The 24592-nt window shown below is 30.1% G+C and carries 30 protein-coding genes; 8 read left to right on the top strand and 22 right to left on the bottom strand.

Going from position 1 to position 24592, the window contains the following annotated elements; all coding sequences use genetic code 11:
- Positions 1 to 148: 148 nt before the first annotated feature.
- On the bottom strand, positions 149 to 970 hold the full coding sequence (locus tag AC5M21_RS02690; protein ID WP_008787301.1) for a mechanosensitive ion channel family protein: 822 nt from the start codon (positions 968 to 970) through the stop codon (positions 149 to 151).
- Between the two features lie 137 nt (positions 971 to 1107).
- On the opposite strand from AC5M21_RS02690, the gene AC5M21_RS02685 reads away from it, so the two are divergent.
- From AC5M21_RS02685 to AC5M21_RS02675, 3 genes are all read left to right on the top strand, one after another.
- Positions 1108 to 1980 carry a DegV family protein gene (locus AC5M21_RS02685; RefSeq protein WP_008787300.1) on the top strand — a complete coding sequence of 291 codons (873 nt, stop codon included), beginning with the start codon at positions 1108 to 1110 and terminating at the stop codon, positions 1978 to 1980.
- Positions 1981 to 2079: 99 nt separating this feature from the next.
- Entirely contained in the window at positions 2080 to 3831 is a 1752-nt protein-coding gene (gene rnjA / locus AC5M21_RS02680; protein ID WP_017143939.1) for a ribonuclease J1, read from the top strand.
- Positions 3828 to 4649: a metallophosphoesterase gene (locus AC5M21_RS02675; RefSeq protein ID WP_008787298.1), complete on the top strand. Its 822-nt coding sequence runs from the start codon at positions 3828 to 3830 to the stop codon at positions 4647 to 4649. Before rnjA ends, AC5M21_RS02675 begins: the two co-directional genes overlap by 4 nt.
- 7 nt (positions 4650 to 4656) lie before the next feature.
- On the opposite strand, the gene AC5M21_RS02670 is transcribed toward AC5M21_RS02675, so the two are convergent.
- The 11 genes from AC5M21_RS02670 to AC5M21_RS02620 form a co-directional block, all read right to left on the bottom strand.
- Positions 4657 to 5469, bottom strand: coding sequence for a MurR/RpiR family transcriptional regulator (locus AC5M21_RS02670; RefSeq protein ID WP_008787297.1), 813 nt, complete (start codon positions 5467 to 5469; stop codon positions 4657 to 4659).
- On the bottom strand, positions 5466 to 6227 hold the full coding sequence (locus AC5M21_RS02665; RefSeq protein ID WP_008787296.1) for a metallophosphoesterase: 762 nt from the start codon (positions 6225 to 6227) through the stop codon (positions 5466 to 5468). Before AC5M21_RS02665 ends, AC5M21_RS02670 begins: the two co-directional genes overlap by 4 nt.
- Positions 6228 to 6344: 117 nt before the next feature.
- On the bottom strand, positions 6345 to 6713 hold the full coding sequence (locus AC5M21_RS02660) for a DUF11 domain-containing protein (RefSeq protein WP_008787295.1): 369 nt from the start codon (positions 6711 to 6713) through the stop codon (positions 6345 to 6347).
- Positions 6714 to 6886: 173 nt separating this feature from the next.
- Positions 6887 to 7942 carry a type IV pilus twitching motility protein PilT gene (locus tag AC5M21_RS02655; RefSeq protein ID WP_008787294.1) on the bottom strand — a complete coding sequence of 352 codons (1056 nt, stop codon included), beginning with the start codon at positions 7940 to 7942 and terminating at the stop codon, positions 6887 to 6889.
- A 3-nt stretch (positions 7943 to 7945) separates the two neighbouring features.
- A complete protein-coding gene (locus AC5M21_RS02650) occupies positions 7946 to 8326 on the bottom strand; it encodes a hypothetical protein (protein WP_008787293.1) in 381 nt (126 codons plus the stop codon).
- Positions 8319 to 8687 carry a hypothetical protein gene (locus tag AC5M21_RS02645; RefSeq protein WP_008787292.1) on the bottom strand — a complete coding sequence of 123 codons (369 nt, stop codon included), beginning with the start codon at positions 8685 to 8687 and terminating at the stop codon, positions 8319 to 8321. Before AC5M21_RS02645 ends, AC5M21_RS02650 begins: the two co-directional genes overlap by 8 nt.
- A gap of 12 nt (positions 8688 to 8699) precedes the next feature.
- Positions 8700 to 9149 (bottom strand): DUF4860 domain-containing protein, encoded by a 450-nt coding sequence (locus AC5M21_RS02640; protein WP_008787291.1) that lies wholly within the window; start codon positions 9147 to 9149, stop codon positions 8700 to 8702.
- Positions 9146 to 9442: a hypothetical protein gene (locus AC5M21_RS02635; protein WP_236916420.1), complete on the bottom strand. Its 297-nt coding sequence runs from the start codon at positions 9440 to 9442 to the stop codon at positions 9146 to 9148. The genes AC5M21_RS02640 and AC5M21_RS02635 overlap by 4 nt, the downstream gene beginning before the upstream one ends.
- A 53-nt stretch (positions 9443 to 9495) precedes the next feature.
- Positions 9496 to 10524 (bottom strand): type II secretion system F family protein, encoded by a 1029-nt coding sequence (locus tag AC5M21_RS02630; RefSeq protein ID WP_008787289.1) that lies wholly within the window; start codon positions 10522 to 10524, stop codon positions 9496 to 9498.
- Between the two features lie 15 nt (positions 10525 to 10539).
- Positions 10540 to 11436 (bottom strand): transglutaminase-like domain-containing protein, encoded by an 897-nt coding sequence (locus tag AC5M21_RS02625; RefSeq protein ID WP_017143940.1) that lies wholly within the window; start codon positions 11434 to 11436, stop codon positions 10540 to 10542.
- A 327-nt stretch (positions 11437 to 11763) separates the two neighbouring features.
- Positions 11764 to 12957 carry an AfsR/SARP family transcriptional regulator gene (locus AC5M21_RS02620; RefSeq protein ID WP_008787287.1) on the bottom strand — a complete coding sequence of 398 codons (1194 nt, stop codon included), beginning with the start codon at positions 12955 to 12957 and terminating at the stop codon, positions 11764 to 11766.
- Between the two features lie 354 nt (positions 12958 to 13311).
- Between AC5M21_RS02620 and AC5M21_RS02615 the strand changes: the two genes are divergently transcribed.
- Entirely contained in the window at positions 13312 to 13956 is a 645-nt protein-coding gene (locus tag AC5M21_RS02615) for an immunity protein TriTu family protein (protein WP_282768423.1), read from the top strand.
- Positions 13957 to 13969: 13 nt separating this feature from the next.
- Here AC5M21_RS02615 and hflX read toward each other — a convergent pair whose 3' ends face one another.
- Positions 13970 to 15196, bottom strand: coding sequence for a GTPase HflX (gene hflX, locus AC5M21_RS02610; RefSeq protein WP_017143941.1), 1227 nt, complete (start codon positions 15194 to 15196; stop codon positions 13970 to 13972).
- Between the two features lie 34 nt (positions 15197 to 15230).
- Between hflX and AC5M21_RS02605 the strand changes: the two genes are divergently transcribed.
- The 3 genes from AC5M21_RS02605 (at position 15231) to rbr (ending at position 17236) form a co-directional block, all read left to right on the top strand.
- Complete coding sequence (locus AC5M21_RS02605) at positions 15231 to 16148, top strand: nucleoside recognition domain-containing protein (RefSeq protein WP_008787284.1); 918 nt, start codon at positions 15231 to 15233, stop codon at positions 16146 to 16148.
- A 78-nt stretch (positions 16149 to 16226) separates the two neighbouring features.
- Positions 16227 to 16631: a Fur family transcriptional regulator gene (locus tag AC5M21_RS02600; RefSeq protein ID WP_008787283.1), complete on the top strand. Its 405-nt coding sequence runs from the start codon at positions 16227 to 16229 to the stop codon at positions 16629 to 16631.
- A gap of 17 nt (positions 16632 to 16648) precedes the next feature.
- On the top strand, positions 16649 to 17236 hold the full coding sequence (gene rbr / locus AC5M21_RS02595; RefSeq protein ID WP_008787282.1) for a rubrerythrin: 588 nt from the start codon (positions 16649 to 16651) through the stop codon (positions 17234 to 17236).
- Between the two features lie 39 nt (positions 17237 to 17275).
- Here the strand turns inward: rbr and AC5M21_RS02590 are convergent, their stop codons facing one another.
- The 4 genes from AC5M21_RS02590 to AC5M21_RS02575 all read right to left on the bottom strand — a co-directional run bounded on the left by AC5M21_RS02590 (position 17276) and on the right by AC5M21_RS02575 (position 19506).
- Positions 17276 to 17842, bottom strand: coding sequence for a DUF2812 domain-containing protein (locus AC5M21_RS02590; RefSeq protein WP_008787281.1), 567 nt, complete (start codon positions 17840 to 17842; stop codon positions 17276 to 17278).
- A complete protein-coding gene (locus AC5M21_RS02585; protein ID WP_008787280.1) occupies positions 17842 to 18159 on the bottom strand; it encodes a PadR family transcriptional regulator in 318 nt (105 codons plus the stop codon). The genes AC5M21_RS02590 and AC5M21_RS02585 overlap by 1 nt, the downstream gene beginning before the upstream one ends.
- A gap of 203 nt (positions 18160 to 18362) precedes the next feature.
- Positions 18363 to 18872, bottom strand: a complete 510-nt coding sequence (locus AC5M21_RS02580) for a GNAT family N-acetyltransferase (protein WP_008787279.1) — start codon at positions 18870 to 18872, stop codon at positions 18363 to 18365.
- A gap of 10 nt (positions 18873 to 18882) precedes the next feature.
- On the bottom strand, positions 18883 to 19506 hold the full coding sequence (locus AC5M21_RS02575; protein ID WP_017143943.1) for a phosphatase PAP2 family protein: 624 nt from the start codon (positions 19504 to 19506) through the stop codon (positions 18883 to 18885).
- A gap of 73 nt (positions 19507 to 19579) precedes the next feature.
- Between AC5M21_RS02575 and AC5M21_RS02570 the strand changes: the two genes are divergently transcribed.
- Positions 19580 to 20176 (top strand): HAD family hydrolase, encoded by a 597-nt coding sequence (locus AC5M21_RS02570; protein WP_008787277.1) that lies wholly within the window; start codon positions 19580 to 19582, stop codon positions 20174 to 20176.
- 25 nt (positions 20177 to 20201) lie between these two features.
- Here the strand turns inward: AC5M21_RS02570 and AC5M21_RS02565 are convergent, their stop codons facing one another.
- From AC5M21_RS02565 to AC5M21_RS02545, 5 genes are all read right to left on the bottom strand, one after another.
- On the bottom strand, positions 20202 to 20924 hold the full coding sequence (locus AC5M21_RS02565) for a C39 family peptidase (RefSeq protein ID WP_008787276.1): 723 nt from the start codon (positions 20922 to 20924) through the stop codon (positions 20202 to 20204).
- 346 nt (positions 20925 to 21270) lie between these two features.
- Complete coding sequence (locus AC5M21_RS02560; RefSeq protein ID WP_008787275.1) at positions 21271 to 22149, bottom strand: DMT family transporter; 879 nt, start codon at positions 22147 to 22149, stop codon at positions 21271 to 21273.
- 21 nt (positions 22150 to 22170) lie between these two features.
- Positions 22171 to 22656 carry a pyridoxamine 5'-phosphate oxidase family protein gene (locus tag AC5M21_RS02555; protein WP_008787274.1) on the bottom strand — a complete coding sequence of 162 codons (486 nt, stop codon included), beginning with the start codon at positions 22654 to 22656 and terminating at the stop codon, positions 22171 to 22173.
- A gap of 57 nt (positions 22657 to 22713) precedes the next feature.
- The gene (locus AC5M21_RS02550) at positions 22714 to 23679 is read right to left on the bottom strand and encodes an SIS domain-containing protein (RefSeq protein WP_008787273.1); all 966 of its coding nucleotides are present in this window, start codon (positions 23677 to 23679) and stop codon (positions 22714 to 22716) included.
- Positions 23680 to 23751: 72 nt separating this feature from the next.
- Positions 23752 to 24588 (bottom strand): PTS system mannose/fructose/sorbose family transporter subunit IID, encoded by an 837-nt coding sequence (locus AC5M21_RS02545; RefSeq protein ID WP_008787272.1) that lies wholly within the window; start codon positions 24586 to 24588, stop codon positions 23752 to 23754.
- Positions 24589 to 24592 lie beyond the last annotated feature (4 nt).

Below are 24592 nucleotides of genomic sequence, written 5' to 3'. Positions count from 1 at the left end.
ATTCTATACATTTTTTATTTTTTTGTATAAAAAAGACAAATTAACACTTTAAAATTCTAAATATAAGAATTTTCTACCAAAATAATGAATGTTTCATTGTTTAAACAATTGCATCTTGTGAAATAATTTTGAAATTTGCTAAATTTAGTTAATTTTGTGTCTCATCAGAGTTATGAACGTGGACATCTAATTGTGAGTATGGAATGACTATTCCCTCACGATCAAAGGCCTTTTTAATCTGCTCTGTAAGATCATCTTTAAGATCATAATAGTGTTCTGTTTCTGTCCAAACTCGCAATGAAATTGCAATTGAATTTTCACGATATTCACTGACTCTTACATACACCAAAGGTTCTTTTAAAGTATATGGATGTTGATTAATGACATTCATAATCAATTTTTTAGCAAGTTCGACATCATTATGATAATGGATATCTATAGTCATATCGACTCGACGTTTATCTTCATGTGAATAATTGACGAAAGTTGACGAAGCCAATTCATTATTAGGAATGACAACCATCTTATTATCAAATGTCATTAGAATAGTATATAATAATTGAATTTCCTGTATTTTCCCAATATATGTATTCACTTCAATAATGTCACCTTTCACAAAAGGTTTAGCAAACAAAATAACAATCCCCGAAACAATACCTTTCATAGAATCTTGCAACCCTAAAACAATTGCAGCTCCAGCTGTTGTGAGGACAGCAACAAAAGAAGTTACAGGAACACCTAATTGAGCAATAACAGTAATTAACAAAATAATTTTTAAGCCGATATGAATAATAGATTTCACAAAATTAATCACAATAGGATCAATATGTGAACGATTCATCATCTTGACAATAAAATGTATTAAAATCTTTATACCATACCATCCAAATAAAAAAATCAAAAAAGCATCAATAAAGTTTTTGCCTACTCCACTATACTTATCTATTAAATATGAAAAGATTTTTTCCATAAAATCACTCCTTTTCTCCTTATTATATACAAGTTCCTTGAATAATCCAACATCCCTAATACAAAAAGGTTGCATTATTTTATAAATAAGATAAAATAGTAATGTCAAATTACATACAATAAATAAGGAGGAATCTCATGAAAGTCGCTATATTGACTGATAGTAATAGTGGTATCACTCAAGACGAAGCCAATAAACTCGGCGTTTTCGTCCTACCTATGCCTTTTACTATTGATGGTCAAGAATATAAAGAAGATATCAATCTCTCGCAAGAGGAGTTTTATGATAAATTAATGAATAATGCAGAAGTATTTACTTCTCAACCTGCAGTTGGTGAAGTCACTCAACTTTTTGATAATATTTTAAAAGATTATGATCAGATTGTACACATTCCAATGTCTAGTGGTCTAAGTGGTTCGTGTCAAACAGCATTGATGTTAGCAGAAGAGGATGAATACAAAGGAAAAGTTTATGTTGTTGATTCTCAACGTATTTCTGTAACTCAAAAATATGATGTCCTTGATGCATTAGAACTCTCTAAACAGGGAAAGAACGCCAAAGAAATTCATGACATTTTAATGGAAAATAAATTAAATGCAACAATTTATATTACAGTCAATACCTTAGAATATTTAAAAAAGGGTGGAAGAATTACTGCTGCAGCTGCAGCATTAGGTGGATTATTAAAGATTAAGCCAATTTTGACTATTCAGGGTGAAAAATTAGATTCTTACCAAAAGACACGCACAATGGCAAAAGCAAATAAAATTATGATTGATGCTACAATGAAAGATATCAAAGAAAGAATTGATCCAGATACAGAAAATATGGATAATGCACGTATTATGGTTGCCTATACTTATGATAGAGATCAAGCCCTTGAATTAAAAAAACAAGTCGAGGAAGCATTTCCAAATCACGAAGTGATATGCGATCCGCTTTCCTTAAGTGTGGCTTGTCATATTGGTCCACATTCTCTAGCAGTGGCAGCTTGTAAAAAAATTATTTAGTATGTAGATGAGAATGGCTTCCATTCTCATTCATTTTATTATAAAATGTTGACGAAGTGGTATACTATAAAAAAACACAGAAAGAAAGGTGAAGTATCAATGGCAGATATGCCTCAAAAACGTTCTCCTCAACGTAGAAGAACGCCTTATAATAGAACCAAGAAATCGAATATAAAAAATGATAGCCACACTTTAGATACAAAAGTCTTCGCACTAGGAGGACTTAATGAAGTCGGAAAGAACATGTACTGCATTGAACATGATGATGAAATCATTATTATAGATGCTGGTGTTAAATTCGCTGAAGATGGACTACCAGGAATAGATTATGTTATTCCAGATTATTCGTACTTAAAACGCAATCAAAAGAAAATTAAAGCTTTATTAATTACTCATGGACATGAAGATCATATTGGAGGAATTCCCTTCTTATTACAAGTTGTACACATTCCTTTCATCTATGCCTCACCACTAGCATGTGCTATGATTCGCAGAAAACTTGAAGAAAGACGTTTAACACAGGCAACAAAACTTGTACAAATTGATAATTTATATCAAATTAAAACAAAACACTTCAATATTGGTTTCTTTAAAACAAACCATTCTATTCCAGAATCTTTAGGGATTATTGTCAATACACCTAATGGTCGAGTTGTGGCTACTGGTGATTTTAAATTTGACTTAACACCAGTTGGTGATCCTGCTGATTATCAGGTGATGTCATTCTTAGGTGAGACTGGTGTCACTCTCTTGTTAAGTGATTCAACGAATGCTGAAGTCCCTAACTTTTCTATTAGTGAAAAGCAAGTTGCTTACAGTGTTCAAGAAGAATTTAGAAAGACAGAAGGTCGATTAATTGTTGCAACATTTGCATCAAACGTACATCGTGTTCAGCAGATTATTGATGCAGCAGTTAAATTCAATCGTAAGATTTTAGTATTTGGTCGTTCTATGGAAAACAATATTCAAGTATCCCGTAAACTTGGATATATTAAATGTCCTGATCGTTTCTTTATTAAAAATGAAGAAGCAAAAAGATTACCAGATAATGAAATTTGTATTTTATGTACTGGAAGCCAAGGTGAAGCACTTGCAGCTTTAAGCCGTATTGCTAATGGAACACATCGTCAGATTTCTATCAAATCAGGTGATACTGTTTTATTCTCATCAAATCCAATACCAGGGAACGCAGGGAGTGTCAGCAAAGTTATCAATAAACTTTATCGTGCTGGAGCTAGAGTCTTAACAAATGAAGCTATTAATAATCTTCATACATCAGGACATGCTTCACAAGAAGAACAAAAATTAATGTTGTTATTAACAAGACCTAAATATTTCTTCCCAGTTCATGGTGAATATCGTATGTTAAAAATTCATGCCAAACTCTTTGAAGAGGTGGGATTAATAAAAGGAAATGCTTTTGTGTTATCAAATGGTGATTCTATATTATTAAGAAATGAAGAAGCACGTTTAGGACCACGTGTTCATGTTGATGATATTTATGTTGATGGAAATGATATTACTGGTTTATCAACCGCTGTTTTACGTGATCGTCAAATCTTAAGTGAAGATGGAATGGTTTCTGTTCTTATTTCAATGGATTCAAGAGCTGGATGCCTTTTAAACAAACCAATTATCATGTCACGTGGATTTGTCTATATGAAAGATAGCACTGAAATGATAAGAGAAGCAGAAATGCTTGTTGGTAAAGCGCTAACGCAACTTCTAAAAAGAAAGACGACCTTTGGTGAAATTAAAAATACAATTAGAGATACTCTTGGCCCTTACTTTTATCAAAAAACAAAACGTAATCCAATGATTATCCCTGTTATCATGAACAAAAAAGCATGAAAAAACTAAAATTGATAAGACGATTAATACTCTTGTTAATCGTCTTTGGTTTATTCTTTACTGCTTATTATACATATGCTATTTCACCAAATGATTACACTTTTTCCACATATAACTATGTCAACAAAGATGTAACATCGGCACTTAATGGTTTTAAAATTGCATATATATCAGATACAAATCTCACAGATAAAGAGAGCGTGAGCAGACTCAAGAAAATGATTGACAAACTCAATAGTTATCCCTTTGATATGGTTATTTTTGGTGGTGATTTATATGATGGAGCAATTGTTGAATCTAAAGATGTCTCTGCTGCTTTAAAAAGTATTGAATGCAAATATGGTAAATTTGCTATATTAGGAGAAAAAGATAATTCTTCATCATTAGAAGTGACACAAATCCTCAATGATGGTGGCTTTGAGGTGCTTGAAAACACAGCACGAACAATCCATTATAAAGAAGCCAGTTTTCTTCTTCTTGCATGTCATCAAGATACCGATATCTCCTCGCTGAAAGGAGATACCAAAACTATAAAAATTGGTATAACACATCAGCCAGATAGTTTTCAAAATCACAAAGGTAAACTTGATTTACAATTATCTGGACATAGTTACGGCGGTTCAATTTATATACCTTATTATGGTGCTTTACTTGCTCCTGATAATGCCAAAATATATAATCATGGAATTTATGAAGAATCAAATTCAGTTTTACTTGTCTCTAATGGTTTCCATGGACCTGCATCATTTCCATATAAGTTTCTTGCAAGAAATGAAATTAATTTTATTACTTTAAATACAAGTAGCAACTCCCAATAGAGAGTTGCTACTTTCTTGTTCCATATTTTAAATGATATAAAGCTTCTAAAACTTCAAAAATATAAGTTATAGAAAATTTGCCAATTAAAGAATAATGATTGTTTCCAACTCGTAAGATCATATCTACTCTATCACTAAATGAGAATTCTTCAAGTTGTGTGATAACAATAATATAGGCTGGAGTTTTCATTAATGCTCTCATAGCATCAGGATGATCTTGGAAGAATCCTCCTGCAATTGAAGAAACGATAATTAAATCATTACAATCCAATGATTTATATATCTCTTTTTGCTGTTCTAAAGGATACATAGCAGTACAATCTTTTCCTAAATATGATAAGGCAATTTGTAATTGCATAGAAACAGATTGAGTAAAGAAATTTCCTGCAAAACAAATTCTTTGTGACTCATGAATTTTATCAACAACTTTCATTAAATCTTCATACTGAATATTGTCATATGTATCTTGTAGATTATGAATAATATTTTGAAAGTGATCTTTAAAAATTTCTTTTCCTTCATTAATTGTTTCTCTTGCTGGTAACTGATGATCAAACAATAAACGTTTAGAATCCTGATTAAAGAAATTCAAATTCATTGTGACATCATTCTTGAAATCAGCAAAAGATTCATAATTAAGTTTTCTACACAAACGAGAAATCGTTGCAGTTGACACATAACACATATCAGCGACTTCCGTAATTGTACTCTGTGGAATTTGATATATATTTTGAAGGATTTTTTTTGCAGCTCCCCAATAAACATCATGCACATTTGTCATGTTGATAAAATTAATTAAGTTGTAAAATGCACTTCTCACTTAGGCTGCCCCTCCTCATACTTGATGACTGTCACTTCACCTGTTGTTAAACATAAACAGTTAAGCTGTCCTTTATTTCCAACTGCTAATCCCCCGTCAATAGCAATCTTATTGTGATAATCAGGATCATGCCATATATCAAATGAATGGTCATCATTAATAAAACAACAAGGGGTATGACCAAAAATGTATGTATAATTAGGATTTGCTTCATTTAAGTAGAAATATTCTCGAATCCAAGCAAGTATATCCTCATTATTCTCTTCTAAAGGAATTTCTGGATCAACACCTGCATGAACCAGAACATAATGTTTATCATTTAAATCTAACTCTATATAACTTGGTAATGAATCAATAAAAGCAATAACTTCTTTTATAAACATTTGTTTAAGATCAAAATATTCTTCATAAGGAATGCAATCTTTTTGAAGGTACTCTCTGATACTATTCACTGTTTTCTGTGCACCATTTTGTTTCCATAAACGATAAGGATTTGATCTTTCTGAATCCAAATCATTATATTTCAATGCTGTTTGCATAGACTGACGCATCATAATTTCATGGTTACCCTTAATCATATGAATATTATCCATTGCCTGTACAAAATAGTAAATATCTATACTATTAGGACCACGATCCATAATATCACCTAATATATATAATTCATCATTATCATTAAAACCAATGCGATCTAATAATAATTGTAATAATACAAATTGACCATGAAGATCTGATATAACAAATATTCTTTTTTCCATATATCATCACCCTATTATATTTTACCATAATTATTTTTTTTAATAAACCAAAGCCACTCACATTTTAAAAAATTATACAGGCAAAAGATTCACTGATGACAGTGAATCTTTCTATAATTACTCTCTCACTTGTACTTGGAATCGAATTACAACTGTACCCATTGGTTCAATAGTTGGTATTGTGTAATATAATGTGTAATCATCAATTGATGGAACTTGAGGCACATCATCAACTTCAAATGTGTTCAATATATAATCTGTACCATATGGAATGCGATCATTAAAGACAATATTCTTAAGTGGGCATAATGAATTATTCCTAATTGTGATTGTATAAGTCAAAATGTCTCCTACACATGCTTCACATTTATCAACTTCTTTATAGATTGTTGGTGGTATTCTCACAATTGTTTCTACTGTATTGCTATCAATAACCAAACAGTCAGATATAATTTGTGCAGTATTTTCAATTCTATTAATTGCCATAATAAAAACCTCCTTTCACTTTATCATATGAAAGGAGTTATTTTATTTCTGTTCATTCATCTTATATTTATAAGGAAGTTTTTTAATCAAAAATAATATTCATTGTTTTTTATGAATTATATTCTTATCTCTACAATGTCATCAATTGATTTTGACTTAAATCTTTGTTCATTTTACAGTTTATTTATCAAAAAAGTGGGATTTGTTGCATACATTAATGCCACTTCCTTTGTTATTTGCTTGTGTTTGTATAGTTCTAAAAGTGAATCATCCATTGTTATCATATTTTGATTTCTATTTGTTGCTATTGCATTATCAATCTGATGTGTTTTTCCTTCTCTTATTAATGTTCTAATAGCTTGATTACAGATCATAATTTCGAATACAGGAATCATTTTCCCATCTATACTAGGGACTAATTGTTGTGAAATAACTGCACTCAAAACCATAGCTAACTGTACCCTTATTTGCTGCTGTTGTGAAGATGGGAAAACATCAATCATACGATCAATTGTATTGGCAGCACCAATTGTATGTAAACTTGAGAAAAGTAAATGGCCTGTTTCAGCAGCAGTCACAGCAATGTCAATAGTCTCAAGATCTCTCATTTCACCTACTAAAATGACCTCTGGTGCTTCTCTTAATGCTGCTTTCAAAGCTGAAATGTAATCCCTTGTATCATGATAGACTTCACGTTGAGATACAATACTGCGATTGTGAGTATGAAGATATTCAATTGGATCTTCAATTGTTATAATATGTGCATCGCGTGTTTTATTAATTTGATCAATAATACATGCTAATGTTGTTGACTTGCCACTCCCTGCTGGTCCAGTAAGCAGAACCATTCCTTTCTTGAGTTGAGCTAAATTGATAATCACTTCAGGAATATGCAAACGTATAGGATCTGGCATCTCAAAGCTAACAACCCTTAAAACTGCAGCAAATGAGTTTCTTTGACGATAAACATTTACACGAAATCTACCAACTCCAGGAATTGAAAATGAAAAATCATCGTCTCCATTTCTAATAAATTGATCAATATCATCTTTATTGGCAATAGCATATATTTCTCTAATCAAGTGTTCTGTATCCTCTGGTTTCAATTTCTCCTGATTGTATTTTTGAATTTTACCATGAATCTTGACAGCACATGGTGATCCAGCAACTATAAAGACATCAGAAGCATTTCGTTTTACCACATCCATAAGCAATTCTTTAGCATCCATTTTCTATTCCCTCCCACTTATCTTTTTCAATGATATTATCTCTAGCTGATTATTACTTATTTCTATAATCATCTCAAGTTTAAAATCATTATTCATTGCTGCTTGTAAAACATATTGATTATTTTTCTTCTTATAATCACCTTCCCAATTCTTAAGTTTACTATCAATATTGTCAATATCTAGCTGATAGTAGAACTTAAAAAGCTGAGATTCTGCCTGATAATACTGATTTGTTATATTCATTTGACGAATTGTACTTTCATAAAAAGAATTTGCCTTCAAATAAGACAAAACTGATAAAATACACATAACCAAAATCACAAAAATCATAAAAATTAATGGTGCACCAATTCCAAGATGAGAAAATATACGTTTTTTAGCCATGAGAAGTCCCTCCCAATACAAAAGGAGTCTCACAAATGACATCATCTTGATTAAAAATACTTATCACGCCATGTTTAACCTGATCTTCCCATATTACGATTTTTATATTCTCTTTCTGATATGTATTCGTATCTATTTTCTCAACTTTAAAGAGTTGTTCCAAAGGAGTCTGAGGATAAGCCTGCATTGTTTCAATCATACTTTGCATTTCTAACATAGCATTTTGAATCATAACTCCATCCATTTGTTTTTCTTTTGCTTTGACTAAAAATGAAATACATACAGTTGTTGACAATGCAAAAAAGAAAATAACAATAATCAATTCCATCATAAACGAAAAAGATTGATTTTTTCCTTTCATAGACACCCTCCTCTAAGCATGTAAATAAACTGATAACCTTTTTTGATACTGCTCTTTCTTAACTATAAAAGTATATAAATTCTCTTGTCTATCTATCTGAAAATCATCAAGAATAAATAAATTTGTTCCTTCATCTAAAGAAGGAAGATAATCTAAATCTGTATATAATTCCTTCAAGTATCCATTGAGATAATATATATAAGTTGCTGTTTTCGTAGTAACCATTTTCAAACATTTTCTGCCTTGTATAGATACAACTGAAATAGCCCCTTTTTCATCCATTGCCTTCAACTTTGTATTTAAATAAGCTAATGGTATATTCAAATCATCTTCTAAAAGACATTGTTCATTTAACTTTTGATACCCTTTAATCTCATATGCTACAACAAAGAATGAACCAAGGACAAACAGTAAGAATAATGTTAATGATAATAATATATGTATATGATGATGCCTACTCATAATGTCTTCTCCCTTTGATGAACCTCAATAGTTGGTTGCAGATTATCTCCCTCATAATGATAAATAATGGGATATTCATCCTCATTTAACAACAACCCATAATGTTCTTTAAGATAATAAATATCTTGAGGATATCTTCCTTCTATACTATAACACTTTAAACACAATGTCCAAATTGTCTCTTTAATTCTCAAAAGCTCCTCCTCTTCAGAATAAGATTGTGCAGATTGGAATCCAAAAACAATCATGAATATAACCGTCATAAAAATAACAATTTTTATTATTTTTTTCATAATTCCCTCCATCTCTATCCACCATATCTACTAGACACTTATAAATTAAGTTTCTACAAAGAAGACATAATACTGACTAATGGCAACATCACTGATAATAAAACAACTCCAACAATCACTGAAAGAAAGGTCACTATAGCAGGTTCTATAATATTTAAAAAGTGAGCTATTGATTGACTGACTTCATCTTGATAATGATTAGACAATGTTTTCATAACTGCATCTACCTGACCAGTTTGGAAACCAATCTGAATCATATTTAATTTCATTCCTTTATAGATTTGATGTTGTGAAACAGCATCAACAAAAGAAACACCTTGTTCTAAATCATGATAACATTGTTTCAACTGATTTTGTAATTGAGAATTATCAACTAATTCAATTGTATAATGAACTGCTTCCTGTAAATCATAGCCACTTGAAACAAATAATGATAATGCATAAGTCAATTGTGCATGATTCATATGATTCGCAATTTTTTTGGTTATCCAAGATTTTTGAACAAACATAACCATAATATCTTGATGCGATTTTTTGGCATATACATAAAAAGAAATGATCATAATCATAAAGATACCTAAAATCATAAATCCTAACATAGAAAATATTTGACCAAAATTCATAAACCGACTTGCAAAAGAAGACAAATGACTTCCTAAGCTCATAAGTACATTTTCAAAAATAGGTAAGACTTGAAAAACAACAACTCCCACAACAACAAACATCATTATAAAAAGAATAATAGGATAAGTCAGAGCTTGCTGGAGTTGAGAAGTCATATCATCCATTCGTAAATAATATTCACCCAACGACTCCATAACATCATCAATATGTCCGCTCACTTCTCCAACTTTTAATAAATGAACCATATAATCATCAAACATTCCTGTTCTTTCAATCGCTAGGCTTAAATGAGCATCTTCTTTCATATAACCCAAAATAGCTTCTAATGCTATTTTTAGATTTTGATTCTCTAAATCTTGCTGCATCATTTCAATACCCTGCTGTACACTTAATCCTGCTTTTAAAATCATTGCCATCTGATTGGAAAACTGATATTTTTCTTCTAAAGATAATCTCATCTCAAATAGCCTCCTTTAGTAATAATAAATAGCTTGATACTTACCATTATAATCAAATTTTGAACTTGCAAAAGTGGGATCCATTCTCGTCCAAGTTCCTTTATCCATAAAGATATCTGGATTAATCCATCCTTCACCTTCTATATAAACTTCTACCCAGGCATGATATTCCACATCTGTATCACCACAAATTAAACGCGCAGGTATATGGTTTATTCTTAGCATAGCTACCATCATAGAAGCATAATCAAAACAAATACCTGTTTTATTTTTTATAATATTGTTTAGATTTGGGATTAAATATTTTTGAGTTGCTTCCACTGCCTTTTCATCGTCATATGTTATATTATCTACAACATAATTATAGATATTTTGAATCCGTTGCAGATCATTTTTATCCTTTTTCACTATATCTATAGCTATTGAAGTAATCTTATCACCTGGCTGATAGTCAACCAATTGATTAGGATATAAAAATGGAGAAAGTTCATCTTTTATTTGAACATCTAATGTAAGTGATTTTTTCATAGCATAGTTATCACCTTCAACATTTTCATATATACCTAAATAATATTTACCATTTCCCATCTGCAGTGGAAAAGCAACAGGATTCTGATTGATTAAATCATAATAATAACTTTTTTCACCTTTACGAATTAATAACTTTATTTTCTGCTCACTTTTATGATTAAGCGAAGCAGTAACATAACCTTGATCTATATGTGAATAATTTACGTTTGCAATATCTGAAGACAAAATTTTTTGTCCTGAATTATCTGGATAATAAATATCATCAATTCCATAACCTGAAGAATCAGGATAATCACTCGGATATTCTTTTACATCTTTTTGCGAACTACATCCAAAAAGGAAACAGGATAATGTTAACATCAACAAAAAAACTTTTTTCATTTTGTTCACTACCCTCCTTTTCCCCCATTATACACCAATTTATCCCATTGAGGAATTCTTTCCTACAACCCCTATAAAAAATATAACTTATAAGTCATCAAGACATAAAAATCAAGACATTAATCTTGATTATCGGTTCTAACCATTCTATTGTCCCTTGCTATGAATTATTGTATAGTCATAGAAAATTTTAAGTATACTGATTATATTTTATATGTTTTGAGTTTTTTGGATATTAAATAACAAAAGCAACATATGTTTCCACTCTGTGACTTAATATCATTCATTTAAACAAGTCATCTCATATAATAAAGCAGAAGCCATTTTTTAAGCTTCTTTTAAACTCATTAAACCCACTTCTTCTATTGATATATCTATGATCATCTTTTTTTGTATTGCTGAAGTTATGACAGTGTTTAGTACTCTTTCCATGACCATATTTGCGTTCTTAAAGTCACATGCTGGTAATAAAACAATAAACTGATTAAAACTGTAACGTGAAACAATATCACCAGTACGGAGCTTATGTATAAGAGCATTTTGAATTTTCTGCATGATTTTCTTGATATACTCACTTTCTAAATCCGTATAGAGAAATGATGTTTTTATTGTTATTAAACATAAATGTGCACAAATACCTAATCTATCCATCATTCGCATTTGCATATTATAAATATCTTTAAATGCACCATATTCACAGAAAAATGCTCCCTCTTTATTCTCTAAGGTCAAATCCTTTTGAATATCATTAATATGACCCTCATCATGACTTTCTTGTCTAATAATTTCATATAAATCTCTCATTTTAGAAGAGGGTTGAACTCCCATTGTTTTGTATAATAAATCTGTTGTTGCACGATATGTTTCAATTGATTCATGATATTTTTGCTGTAAATACAGAGACTCAATTAAAATAATGTATAAATCCTCATTAAGATTGTCAATTGCTAGGGCACCTTGTGCTAATTTTTCCATCATTGTATATTTTTTCTGTTGTTTTAATAATTTTGCACAATCTATGACTCGAGATAAATAAAGCGTATGATAGTAGGCATTTAATGATAAAATATGATAATCATCAATGTCAGATAAAAAATATCCTGTATAAAGTGTTAAAAATTTGTTATATAACTCATTCTCCTGATGTCTTGATACCAATTCCAGATTATATTTTTCAAACAGATAAGCATCAATTTCAATTGTATATTGCCGATTAATTAAGTATCCACCTTGCCCTGTTATTACAAAATCATACAAATTCAGTTGCTGTTTAAGAAGTGTACGTAAACGATAAATAAGATTTTTTAAAGCAGCAATAGGATTTTCAACTTCATCTTCGTACCAAAGAATATCTATTAATTCCTCTGAAGAAATAAACCGTTGATGATAATAAAGCAAATAAACCAACAGTTTAAAAAGCTTTTTAGATTTCATTTGATCCTTTCCTAAAATGATATTGTTATAATTCATAGTAAAATTATTAAACATTGTGACATATATAATCTGATCCTGCATCTTCATAGCCCCTCCTCATATATATTGTACCTTTTATGAATGGCGATTTCTACATTTCATAACTTTATTTCCAACTTTTATCCATATTTCATGACAAAGCCATCAGAATCACAGTGAGAAATTCTTACACTCTCATATCTATCGACAATCACATACATTACATATCACACTTCCCTTTGACGAAACATAAAGTTTATTCAATAACCACATCCCAATGCCTTTGCTTATAAAATTTACAATAGAGATGACTGTCAATATGATGAAAAACGTCTATATAAAAAAATTGACTTTCAAGACAAGAAAATTTTGCACAAAAAGATTATATTTGTTTTATGATATAAGAAAGAAGGTGAAATCATTATGACAACAGAAGACTTCTATCAATCACTATATCATGATATTTTTTTAAAATGGATTTTATTAAATGCCCAAGATTATATGAAAGATAATATAACTTGTCAGGTGCAAGAAGAAAGCGATATATCTACAACACTTTTATTTCATACAAATAAAATGATTGGACGTGTAACAATATGGCATAACAATATTGTTGAAGAAGAAATTAAACAAAAGAACTGTCAAGATAATCTTTTCTATCTTCATTATAAAATTGTTGATCTTGGTCAAGCAAAATCTTTATTTAAAGAATTTTATCACACTTTAATGAAACATAATCAACAAAAATTAATAAAGATTGGAATTTGTAGTAGTGATGGTTTTTCAACATCTCTATTTGTAGAAGAATTAAAAGCAATTATGAGTATGGAAAATATAGAATTTGCGTTTGATTCTCTTTCATTAGATGAACTCTATCAGAGTTATCGTCATTATGATCTTTTATATCTTGCTCCTCAATTAGCCCAAAAAGAACCTGAGATAATTCTTCATACTCAACATCTTGTTCCAATTCATGTCATTGATGCAACCGATTTTGCAACAAAAGATTATCAAGCTATTCTCAAAACAATTCAAAAACATCTGAGTTATGTAAAATGCTATCAATAACGATAGCATTTTTTTAGTTCAATGGATGATAAATATATTGTTGATATTTATGTTTTTGTTTCATATCTATGAAAAATGAGATATAAATACCAGTTTCTAAATACTCCTCTTTTATGAATTCATAAGTCTGTTGAATTTGTTGAAAGATTTCCCCATGATCATAGGGAATATATAATTCAATTAATTCATAATCTTTAAAGAGAGTTTCAATCATCAGTTCTTCTAATTTATCTAAGTTGATTTGTTCCTTAACAGAAACAAAAACATATGGTTGATGTGGTTGTAAAAAAGCATAACGATCTTTATCCACTTTATTATAAACATATATAACAGGTGTATCTTTAACTCCTAATGCTTCTAAGACTTGTTGTGTTGTCTCAATTTGAATATCACTGTATGCTGAAGATGAGTCTACAACATGCAGTAATAAATCTGCTTCTTTGACTTCTTCTAAAGTAGAGCGAAATGCTTGAACCAGATGATGAGGCAGTTGATTAATAAATCCAACTGTATCACTCATAATAATTTCTTTATGACCTTTTAAAGTGACTTTACGAGAAGCTGTTTGGAGTGAAGCAAATAACATATCTTCTTGAAATACCTTTTTATCAGTAAAATAATTTAATAAAGATGATTTTCCGCTATTTGTATAACCAACCAAACATACAACCTTTTGTTGATTACGTTTACGCAATTGCCTTTGCGTCTGTCTTTGTTTAACAATTGATTGAAGTTCTCTCCTTGCCTGTACCAATTGTCTATGAATGACTCGACGATCAAGTTCAATTTGCTTTTCTCCACTACCTCTAAAACCTGAACCACCTTGTTGAGAATAAAGTTCTTCTTTCATTCCAGCTAGTCTCGGTAAAAGATATTGATTTCTTGCGATTTCTACTTGTAACTTTGCTTCTTTTGTCTGAGCACGTGATTCAAATATCCTTAAAATCAAATCACTGCGATCACTAACTTCTACATCTAGTTCATCCGTTAGATTTTTTATCTGCATGGGTGAAAGCTCTTCATTAAAAATAACCATATCATCATCAGTTAACATATCTTTCAATTCCTGAACTTTCCCTTTTCCAATATAATATTTTGGAGATATTTGTGATAGTCTTTGAATCATAACATCTTTCACTTCAATTTGACATGCTCTTGCCAATTCCTTTAATTCTTCCATTGAAATATGAAGATCATAATACATATGATCATATTCTACACCTACAAGTATCGCCTTCACATTCTCACCTCTTTCTCTATTATAAGGAGTCACTATGAAAAAAGCCAACTATTATTTTACTTTATTTCTTGTTTTATTCACAACCATATTTTCATTTATGAATATGTTTCAGATTGTAAAAGTTTCAACGAATGTCATTCAAATTGTATTATCCAATCTTTTACCATCATTACTTCCATTCATGATTTTAATTTCATTATGTTTATCATTAGGATTATTTCAACTCTTTAGTTATTTCATCCAGTTTCTTTTTTCACCATTATTTCATTTAACTCCACACATGTCCTCATTATATTTTGTATCTTTTTTCTGTGGTTATCCAACCAATGCCAAAATTATAAAAGAATCCTATGAGTTAGGATATATTAATATAGATCAACTTCAACATCTTTTATCCATAGCTTCTTTTTCTTCTTTAAGTTTTATTTTTGTTTCACTTAGTTTACCACTTGATAAGGCACTCTTAATATATCTTTGTCATATTATTCCAAGTCTTATCAAAGCAATTATTCATAAAGAGGATTATCAGTTTTTGAGTTTCAGTGAAACTCTTTATTCTTTAAAAAATCCCCATATGACTTTTGTTCAAGCCTTAAAACAAAGTATTATGTCTTCATTAACTGCGTTTATTTTTATTCTTGGGTATATGTTGGTTTTTCAATTTGTAGGATATAGCCTTCATTCTATTATTCAAAATGAATTTATATTAGCAGTTATACAAGGCTTCTTAGAATTTAGTTCAGGTGCTATTCAATTATTAAAATTCAATCACTTTTTAGTATATCCATTTGTTTGTTTCTATCTGTCATTTTCAGGTTTGTCTGTTTTAATGCAAGTTGATAATATCTTAGAAGGAATTCCTTATTCATTTCAAAGATATTTTAAAGATCGTCTTGTTCATGGATTAGCGTCTTTTCTACTATGTACGCTTATTATGTTATTGTTATTTTAAATCTATAATATACATTATTTGACATTCATGAAATATATGTTAAAATAATAGTAACCATTATTAATAAGGAGGGAAAATATGTCAGATACAAAATTAAGATACTCCAAACAAAGAGAAACTATCTATGAAGTCTTAAGGGAAGATCCATCTCATCCAAATGTAGATACAATATACATGAATGTGAGACAGATTATTCCTGATATAAGCCTGGGGACGGTTTATAGAAATTTAAATCTACTTGCTGATCAAAAACGAATCTTGCGCCTTGATGTTGGTGATGGTGCAGTTCATTTTGATGCAAGATTAGAACCACACTATCATATGGTTTGTGATGAGTGTGGAAGTATTCAAGATTTATTCTTAGATGAAACTCTTATTTCTCCTCTTATCGATAAGGTTCAACAAGTTTGTGATGATCAAATTACATCGGCGGAAATATTATTTCATGGAACTTGTCGCCACTGCTTAAAAAAGAAACATTAGAAAGGAGGGCATATCAAATGCCTACATTAAAAGGAACAAAAACTGCTAACAATTTATTACACGCTTTCGCTGGAGAATCTCAAGCAAGAAATCGTTACACTTACTACTCTTCAATTGCTAAAAAAGAAGGATATGTACAAATCGCTAATATCTTTGAAGAAACTGCTAACCAAGAAAAAGAACATGCTAAAAGATTAATGAAATTATTAAACACTGAATTAAAAGGTGAATGTTTACATGTTGAAGGAGATTTCCCAATCTTATTAGGGACAACTGCTGAATGTTTAAAAGCTGCTGCAGCTGGAGAAAACGAAGAATGGACAGATATGTATCCTGAATTTGCTAAAATTGCTGATGAAGAAGGATTCCCTGAAATTGCTGAAGTATGCAGAAGTATCGCAGTTGCTGAAAAAATGCATGAAGCAAGATATTTAAAATTATTAGAAAACTTGGAAAATGGAACTGTATTTGAAAAAGCTGAAACAGTAACATGGAAATGCAATAACTGTGGATTTATTTTTGAAGGAACAAAAGCTCCTGAAAGATGTCCAGCATGTGATCATCCTCAAGCTCACTTCGAAGCTTATACTTTTTTCTTGAAATAAATATAAAAAATTGCCCTTAGGTTGGTTGGACCTAAGGGTTTATTTTTCGTCTAAAGGGTTTTGCATTTCACCTATTAATTGATTTAATTTTATAACATTATGAACACTGATTCCTAAAAGAAATGCCATAAAAAGTGCATAAACAATCCATACAATCTGAAATCCTAAATCATTTTTTGAAAATCCATTCATCATTTCATAATTATATAAAAAGAAGAAGAATATAATAGGCAACATGATAATCAATTGCTTCCACATGACTTTTTTAATCATATTTAGTTTTGAATCACGATCACTAAATATTTCATTATCTGATTGATTTATATAAGATTTCTTTTTTCTAAAATAATACCAGGTCTGATATTTCATAATATATTCCCAGCCACAGTCATCAAACATTTGAAGATAATCCGTTTCATCCTTATTTTCTTCATTATAATCCAATCGATAAACATAGTCTTCTGGTTCAACCTTTTCAAAAGTATATTTTCGTAACCACTGAAATTTTTTAAACTTCCACCCATTACTATGTTGTTCTTCTAAAAACTTTTGTTCATCAAGGAAATCTGCAAGTCCAAAGAATTTCTTGATTATTTTCGTTTCCATCACAATACCTCCTCTCTACTATTCTTATATAACCTTTCTATCCTTTTTAATTCAATGTTTAATATCTCTTGTCCCAATTGTGTTATTTGATAACACTTTCTTTTTCCTTCTTCTTTTGTAAAACGAATGAGTCCATCCTTTTCCATTTTAGATAAACTTCCATACATTGTCCCAGCCCCTATTTGAATTTCTCCATTTGTCATTTGACTGACTCGTTGAATAATGTTATAACCATGCATTTCAATTTGCAGACAGAATAAAATATAGAATCCTGTTTCAGTCATTGGTATATATACTCTTTTAATTTTTTCTTCCATTTTTACCATCCCTACTGTTAATATAAACGATAGTTATTGCAACTCCAATTCCTATAGTTATCCAAGGAAATGCAGCTGATAAAAAATCTATAATCATATTTACGCCCCTCCTTTTATATCGCACTTTGATATATCACAACACTATTGTATCGTACTGCGATGTATATGTCAATAAAAAAAAGAAAAGTTTCTCTAACCTTTCCTTATTCTAAAACAACATATCCACCACATTTAGTAAGAACATTTTCAACTAATTCTACTGCCATAACAAATTCATCAGGAATCTCACTTCGATTTTCAATTCCATATGATCTTGTTGAACGAAATCCAAAACGATGATAATATTCAGGATTCCCAACTAAAAACAAGGAAGTATATCCAAGTTGAAGAGCACGTTTCATTGCCTCTTCCATTAGCCTTGAGCCAACTTTTTGATTTCTATACTCTTTCTTGACACATAAAGGTGCTACTAACAAACCATGACTTATCCCATCAATGCCATGTATGACTTGTTTTGTCAACATCACATGCCCAACAAGTTCATTCTGTTCTTCCATAACAAGTTCTAAGGATGGAATATATCCTTCACGCTTTCTTAATTCATAAACAAAATCTTGTTCACTTCCATCACTGACTTGTGCTGTTAAAAAGGCTGTTTTCACTAAATTATAAATCTCATTATAATCAGATGTTTTTGCTTCTCTTATCTTCATATTTTCTCTCCTAGTATCCATATTTTCTGTTTCCAATAACATAAATAATAATAACCAAAATCATAGCTACAATGACATCTATAAAAGCATGTTGCTTAATCATAACTGTAGATAAACAAATGAGGAATGCCAATCCTATAATTCCTATTGATAATATTCTATGTATTTTTATTTTATCACTTTTCAATAAAGAAATCATCATCATTAAACTATTATAAACATGGATGCTTGGACACACATTAGTTGATGAGTCTATAGAGTAAATAAAAGCAATAATATCTTGGAATAAATTTTCATGTTGGATATCTACTCTTAAATTCTGTCCATTTGGTAAAATAAAATAAATGAACAAAGAGATACTCATTCCTAAAAATAAATAGAAACAAGTTCTTTTTAATCCAACTTGATCAATAAAAACAAAGTAAGCAAATCCTAAAGCAATAAATACAAACCAGAATAAGTAAGGAATTACAAAATATTCATTAAAAGGAATATATTTATCTATCCATGAATCAGTTATTATCATGTATGGTGATGTCCAGTTTTCTAAAGATATAAATCCTATCATATAAATAATGAAAAAAATTATTATATATTTAATGCTAGTGTATTTTTCTAAAAATGCTTTCATCATGAATACCTCCATGTTAGAATATATAAGAACATAATGGTTATTTTATGTGAACTTTGTATGAATGGAGTCTTTTATGAAAAATATTATTTTTGATATTGGTAATATATTATTAAGTTTTCAACCTGAATTATATCTAGAAAAACATTTTTCTCCTCCTCAAATGGGAGATTTAATGATGATTATATTTGCAAGTGATGAGTGGGTTGAATTAGATATGGGGACAATGATGATACAGGATGCTATTGATTCATTAACTTTAAAACACCCTCACTATCATGATGAAATTATTTCTGTTTTAGAAAATTGGACACAAATGTTAATTCCAATAACAGAAAATGTTGAAATAGCTTATGAATTAAAAAAGAAAGGTTATCATTTATATCTCTTATCTAACTTTCATAAAGAAGCAATTCAAACAATGTATCAACAATATGATTTCTTTGATATCTTTGAGGGTGGTGTTATTTCAGCTGAAGAAAAAGTTGTTAAACCAGATGAAGAAATCTATACGATTCTCTTAGAACGTTATCATTTAAATCCTGAAGAATCACTTTTTATTGATGATTCACTAGCAAATATAAAAGCAGGAAATCGATTAGGTATTCAAGGTATTCACTTACCCTATCTTGCGAATTTAAAAGAAGAACTTAAAAAAATTGGTCTTTTATAACCAATTTTTTATTATTTCTTACATATCATATAATGACAATTGCCTGTGAAGATAATTGATGATATCTTTTGATAAATAAATCCATATCATATTTAACAGAACCTTGAAGTGGATCACTAACATAAACAATATTATCAGTTATATTATAACCAGTTAAGACAACACAATGTTCATTTGCTAACCATTCAATATGATGACCATTGATTTCCCATTCCATTGTACTATATGGTTCATTTAAATCAATTGTTGTCCATACGATAACTGGTATACCTTTTTGAATATAACGCAATAATGTCTTAAAATCAGTAGAAGTCAGATTTAGAACTTGCACTTTAGCATCAATAGATGTCAGGTAATCCTGAGCACATTCTTGAATAACATTAGCATAGCATCCATAGCCCTCATCATCTCTTGGATTACCTACAAAGGCTTCTGAAAAATCTGTGCTTCCTATTTCTCCTTTATTTAAGAAATCATCAGCCAATATGCATTTATCAATTTTATAACCTAGATGATTTAAAACCATAGCTAATGATGTGACTTCACATCCTGTAGGAAGTTCAGGATTTTGTTGTATATTTTGAAAATCAATCATAAACTGATTATACTCTAGACTTTCACTTTCTATTTGTGATATAAAGTTTTGAATATTTTGTTTTTCTGTTTCACTAGGAGATTGCCTGTTATTTTGACAACTACATAATATCAAACAGAAAATCAAAAAAACATACTTGATTATTTTTTTCAATTTATCACCCCACTCTTTTTAATTTAGACAAATGAACATAATTATATCCCTCATCACAAGAAAGAAAATTATTTTTCATAACTTCATGACATCATTCTATTGTTACATAGATAATAAAGTATTCCCACTTATCAATAAATATCCCTTGATATTATATTTCATCCTATAACTCCATTCTTTCAAATATAAAAAATTGGATAAAGAAAAGATATATGGCAAATATACTCATTTTACACTCAAAAATTTCTGTACTATTATAAAAAACAGTTAATCATACAGTACTAAAAGCAAACATATTTATATTTATAACTAAAAAACATATCACTTTTATGATATGTTTTCTCATTTATTCTTTTTTCATGACTTTGTTGATAACAATTTTAAGGGAGGATGTTTGAACAAGTATCACTGACAAAAGAATAAGCAATCCACCTACTAATAAATGAATATGAATACTCTCATTGAGTAAAATAACTGAAAAGATAACTGCAAATAGACTTTCAGTTGATAAAATTACTGAACAGCTACTTGCACTGGCAGCTTGTTGTGCTTTTGTTTGTAAAAAGAAACAGAGAAAGGTTGCAAACACAACAATATAAAGGCAAGACATAATAGACATTAATGATATATCAGTAGGCGTTCTTGAAAAGAACAAAGTACAAGGAATTGATAAAATAGCACTTGTTAAAAGTTGAACAGCATTGATGACACGGCTATCTTCTAAAACACAAGTATATTGTAAAGAGACAAGATGTATAGCAAAGAAAATAGCACATCCTAAGGCAAGAATATCTCCAACTTGAAAAGACATTTTTGATGATGTTAAAATAGCAATTCCAATCAAGCATAAACAGGAACTTAAGATTTGTATTGTGTTTGGTTTTTTCTTAAAGACCAAATAACAAAAATAAGGAACCATCACAACACCTGAAGCTGAAAGAAATGCATTATTACTAACACTTGTTAATGTTTGTGCATAAGTCTGTAATGCATAAGCAATAAATAAGAAAGTTCCATTAATGACACCTTTTTTAACTGTTTTGATATGAATCTTTTTGATATCTTTAATAATGAGTAACCATGCTAATATAGATGAACCTAGAAAACGTATAAGCAAAATATCAAAACAAGAGAATGATAGAAGTGCTTGATCAACTGCAATAAATCCTAACCCCCAAATAACAGCAACAATCCCACAATAGAAATGTGCTTTACCTTCACTCATATCTATCACTCTCCTTTATCATTATGTTTTGTTTTTCAGTTCAATAGACTCTTTTCCACTCATATATTCAATGTCTAAAACAATAATAACTGTTTGTTTAAACAATTTATGAATCTCTGCTAAACGTCCTTCTTGATCATTTGGTGAGTATTTAGCAGCTAATATTTCAAATGCTTTTTGCTTTTCTTTTTCGTCAAGTAGAATATGTGTCCTTCCAAAAACAATGACACTTCGAAAGTAGGTTGTATATTCTTTAGGAATAATAATATCTTGATCAATGACACAAAAAGAAACTTTATCATTTCTCAAAACACTCTCTAATTTATGCCCTGTTTTGGCACAATGAAAAATCAAACGTTTATGATCAAATGCAAAACTCATGGGAACAGCATAAGGATACCCATCTTCTCCACTGACTGCTAAAACACCTGATGTGGCTTTTGTTAGAATATCTTTATTTTCTTGTAATGATAGTTTTTGTAAATGACGTCGCATCTCTTTAAACATATTTATCACCCCTTTTAAAGAATGAATCTGACAGTCTTGACTGTCAGATCGTTCACTCTAATATTGATATTTCCACATATATTTTCTTTTACTTAATGGATGGTCTCTCATATCAGCAAGTAAATGATTGAAAACGCCTAACATAGCTGTATGGAAATCATAGTCAAAATACTCACTCACTTCACCTAATTCGTTCATACCATATTTTTCTGCATCAATAACTGTAAAATGATGATTATATTGACTTAAGAAAGAAATTGCTCTTTCGTCTAATGGTTTTGTTTTACCAGTTGATTTTAATAATAAGAATGCTGTATCTGGATTAGTGATTTCAAATGGTCCATGGAAGAATTCACCAGTATGGATAACTGCAGAATGAATCCATTGCATTTCCATTAAAATACAGATTTGTTGTTGTTGAGCAGCTGACCAAGCAGTACCAGAACCCATTGTGTAGATAATCTTATCATCTTTATAGTTGATTGAGAACTTAATTGCTTCTGGAATAATTGCTTTTTCAGCAGCTGGGATAAGCGTATTCATTTTTTTCATAGCATCAAGCATCAATTCATAATTTCCAGTTCCTTCAACCTGATGTAGTGTTTCAATAGCAATACGTAAGATATATCCAGTTTTGCTGACCTCATAAACATCCTCAGATAAATCTTTAAACAAAATGACATAGTCAGAAACCTCATGAATACCGTTATCCCCTTCTTCATGTGTCATTCCAATAACAGTTGCACCTAATCTTTTTGCAACACGCCCTGCCTCAACTGTTTCAGCAGTATTTCCACCACGAGATGAAATCACAACAATAGAGTTTTCACCAATACATGATGGTGTATCATGAACAAATTCATTAGAAGAAGTATAACTTGTTGTTACATTTTTCGCTTCTCTACTTACATAATAGTATGGTGCATAGAAACAAGCAAGTGAACCTCCTACTCCTGTAAAACTAATGTTTTTAATTTCCTTTTCTGAAGTAATTTCTTCAATCATTTTTTTAACATCGAACATTTTTCTTTTCCTCCTCTTTTATCTTTTTCTAACGTTCAATAATATATGAATTAACTTATTTCTAAGTTAGTTCTAAGCTGCTAATATACCAAAGTAATTTAAGATAATTCCAGCAATAAAACAACAAATAACAATAACAATTGGATGAACTCCTTTTTTCACTAAGAAATACATAAATCCAGTTAGTGCTAATGGTAACATCTGTGGCATAATACCATTTAAGATATCTTGGACAACTAATGTTTCGCCATAAGCCAATGGTGTTGTCACATTCACTAATGTTGCGGCCATACCACCAACAACCATCAATCCTGCAATTGAACAACCATACATTAATTTATCCATTAAATTGCTTTCTGAAATCTGGCGAATTAATTCCTGCCCTTTCGTATATCCTAATTTTGCTCCATACCAGGTGATTGGAAAACTGACACCAAATGAAATGAGCATAGCGAGAATTGGTCCTAATATAGATCCCTGTTGGGCTAAAGATATTCCAATACTCATTGCAATAATTCTCACAGTCCCTTGGAATAAAGAATCACCAATTCCTGATAATGGTCCCATTAATGCAGTTTTTACTGAAGTAATCATCTTAGGGTCAAAGACATCTGGTTTTTCAGCATATTCTTCTTCCATTGCTGCTGTTAAACCTAATACAAATGCACCAAACTGTGGTGTGATATTGAAGAATTCTAATGAAGCTCTATATCTTTCTTTTTTCTTCTCTTCATCTTTTGGGTCTGGATATAAACGATCTAAAGTTTTAGAAATTCCCCACATAAATGCTGTATTCATTTGTCTTTCATAATTCCAGTTTGTCTGCATACACCAGCCACCCCAGAAAAACTCTCTGACTTTTTTATGTAACGGATAATTTCTTTGTGTTTCTAATCCCTTTTGTGACATCTCT

It is taken from the genome of Coprobacillus sp., from assembly GCF_984815275.1.
The sequence above is the reverse complement of the archived record's forward strand: the minus strand, read 5'-3'. Positions and strand labels throughout refer to the sequence as shown.

Bases quoted from the DNA above. Each gene is read 5' to 3' on its own strand.
- AC5M21_RS02690 (WP_008787301.1), bottom strand. From the start codon at position 970: ATGGAAAAAATCTTTTCATATTTAATAGATAAGTATAGTGGAGTAGGC.
- AC5M21_RS02685 (WP_008787300.1), top strand. From the start codon at position 1,108: ATGAAAGTCGCTATATTGACTGATAGTAATAGTGGTATCACTCAAGAC.
- rnjA (WP_017143939.1), top strand. From the start codon at position 2,080: ATGGCAGATATGCCTCAAAAACGTTCTCCTCAACGTAGAAGAACGCCT.
- AC5M21_RS02675 (WP_008787298.1), top strand. From the start codon at position 3,828: ATGAAAAAACTAAAATTGATAAGACGATTAATACTCTTGTTAATCGTC.
- AC5M21_RS02665 (WP_008787296.1), bottom strand. From the start codon at position 6,227: ATGGAAAAAAGAATATTTGTTATATCAGATCTTCATGGTCAATTTGTA.
- AC5M21_RS02660 (WP_008787295.1), bottom strand. From the start codon at position 6,713: ATGGCAATTAATAGAATTGAAAATACTGCACAAATTATATCTGACTGT.
- AC5M21_RS02655 (WP_008787294.1), bottom strand. From the start codon at position 7,942: ATGGATGCTAAAGAATTGCTTATGGATGTGGTAAAACGAAATGCTTCT.
- AC5M21_RS02650 (WP_008787293.1), bottom strand. From the start codon at position 8,326: ATGGCTAAAAAACGTATATTTTCTCATCTTGGAATTGGTGCACCATTA.
- AC5M21_RS02645 (WP_008787292.1), bottom strand. From the start codon at position 8,687: ATGAAAGGAAAAAATCAATCTTTTTCGTTTATGATGGAATTGATTATT.
- AC5M21_RS02640 (WP_008787291.1), bottom strand. From the start codon at position 9,149: ATGAGTAGGCATCATCATATACATATATTATTATCATTAACATTATTC.
- AC5M21_RS02635 (WP_236916420.1), bottom strand. From the start codon at position 9,442: ATGAAAAAAATAATAAAAATTGTTATTTTTATGACGGTTATATTCATG.
- AC5M21_RS02630 (WP_008787289.1), bottom strand. From the start codon at position 10,524: ATGAGATTATCTTTAGAAGAAAAATATCAGTTTTCCAATCAGATGGCA.
- AC5M21_RS02625 (WP_017143940.1), bottom strand. From the start codon at position 11,436: ATGAAAAAAGTTTTTTTGTTGATGTTAACATTATCCTGTTTCCTTTTT.
- AC5M21_RS02620 (WP_008787287.1), bottom strand. From the start codon at position 12,957: ATGAAGATGCAGGATCAGATTATATATGTCACAATGTTTAATAATTTT.
- AC5M21_RS02615 (WP_282768423.1), top strand. From the start codon at position 13,312: ATGACAACAGAAGACTTCTATCAATCACTATATCATGATATTTTTTTA.
- AC5M21_RS02605 (WP_008787284.1), top strand. From the start codon at position 15,231: ATGAAAAAAGCCAACTATTATTTTACTTTATTTCTTGTTTTATTCACA.
- AC5M21_RS02600 (WP_008787283.1), top strand. From the start codon at position 16,227: ATGTCAGATACAAAATTAAGATACTCCAAACAAAGAGAAACTATCTAT.
- rbr (WP_008787282.1), top strand. From the start codon at position 16,649: ATGCCTACATTAAAAGGAACAAAAACTGCTAACAATTTATTACACGCT.
- AC5M21_RS02590 (WP_008787281.1), bottom strand. From the start codon at position 17,842: ATGGAAACGAAAATAATCAAGAAATTCTTTGGACTTGCAGATTTCCTT.
- AC5M21_RS02585 (WP_008787280.1), bottom strand. From the start codon at position 18,159: ATGGAAGAAAAAATTAAAAGAGTATATATACCAATGACTGAAACAGGA.
- AC5M21_RS02580 (WP_008787279.1), bottom strand. From the start codon at position 18,872: ATGAAGATAAGAGAAGCAAAAACATCTGATTATAATGAGATTTATAAT.
- AC5M21_RS02575 (WP_017143943.1), bottom strand. From the start codon at position 19,506: ATGATGAAAGCATTTTTAGAAAAATACACTAGCATTAAATATATAATA.
- AC5M21_RS02570 (WP_008787277.1), top strand. From the start codon at position 19,580: ATGAAAAATATTATTTTTGATATTGGTAATATATTATTAAGTTTTCAA.
- AC5M21_RS02560 (WP_008787275.1), bottom strand. From the start codon at position 22,149: ATGAGTGAAGGTAAAGCACATTTCTATTGTGGGATTGTTGCTGTTATT.
- AC5M21_RS02555 (WP_008787274.1), bottom strand. From the start codon at position 22,656: ATGTTTAAAGAGATGCGACGTCATTTACAAAAACTATCATTACAAGAA.
- AC5M21_RS02550 (WP_008787273.1), bottom strand. From the start codon at position 23,679: ATGTTCGATGTTAAAAAAATGATTGAAGAAATTACTTCAGAAAAGGAA.
- AC5M21_RS02545 (WP_008787272.1), bottom strand. From the start codon at position 24,588: ATGTCACAAAAGGGATTAGAAACACAAAGAAATTATCCGTTACATAAA.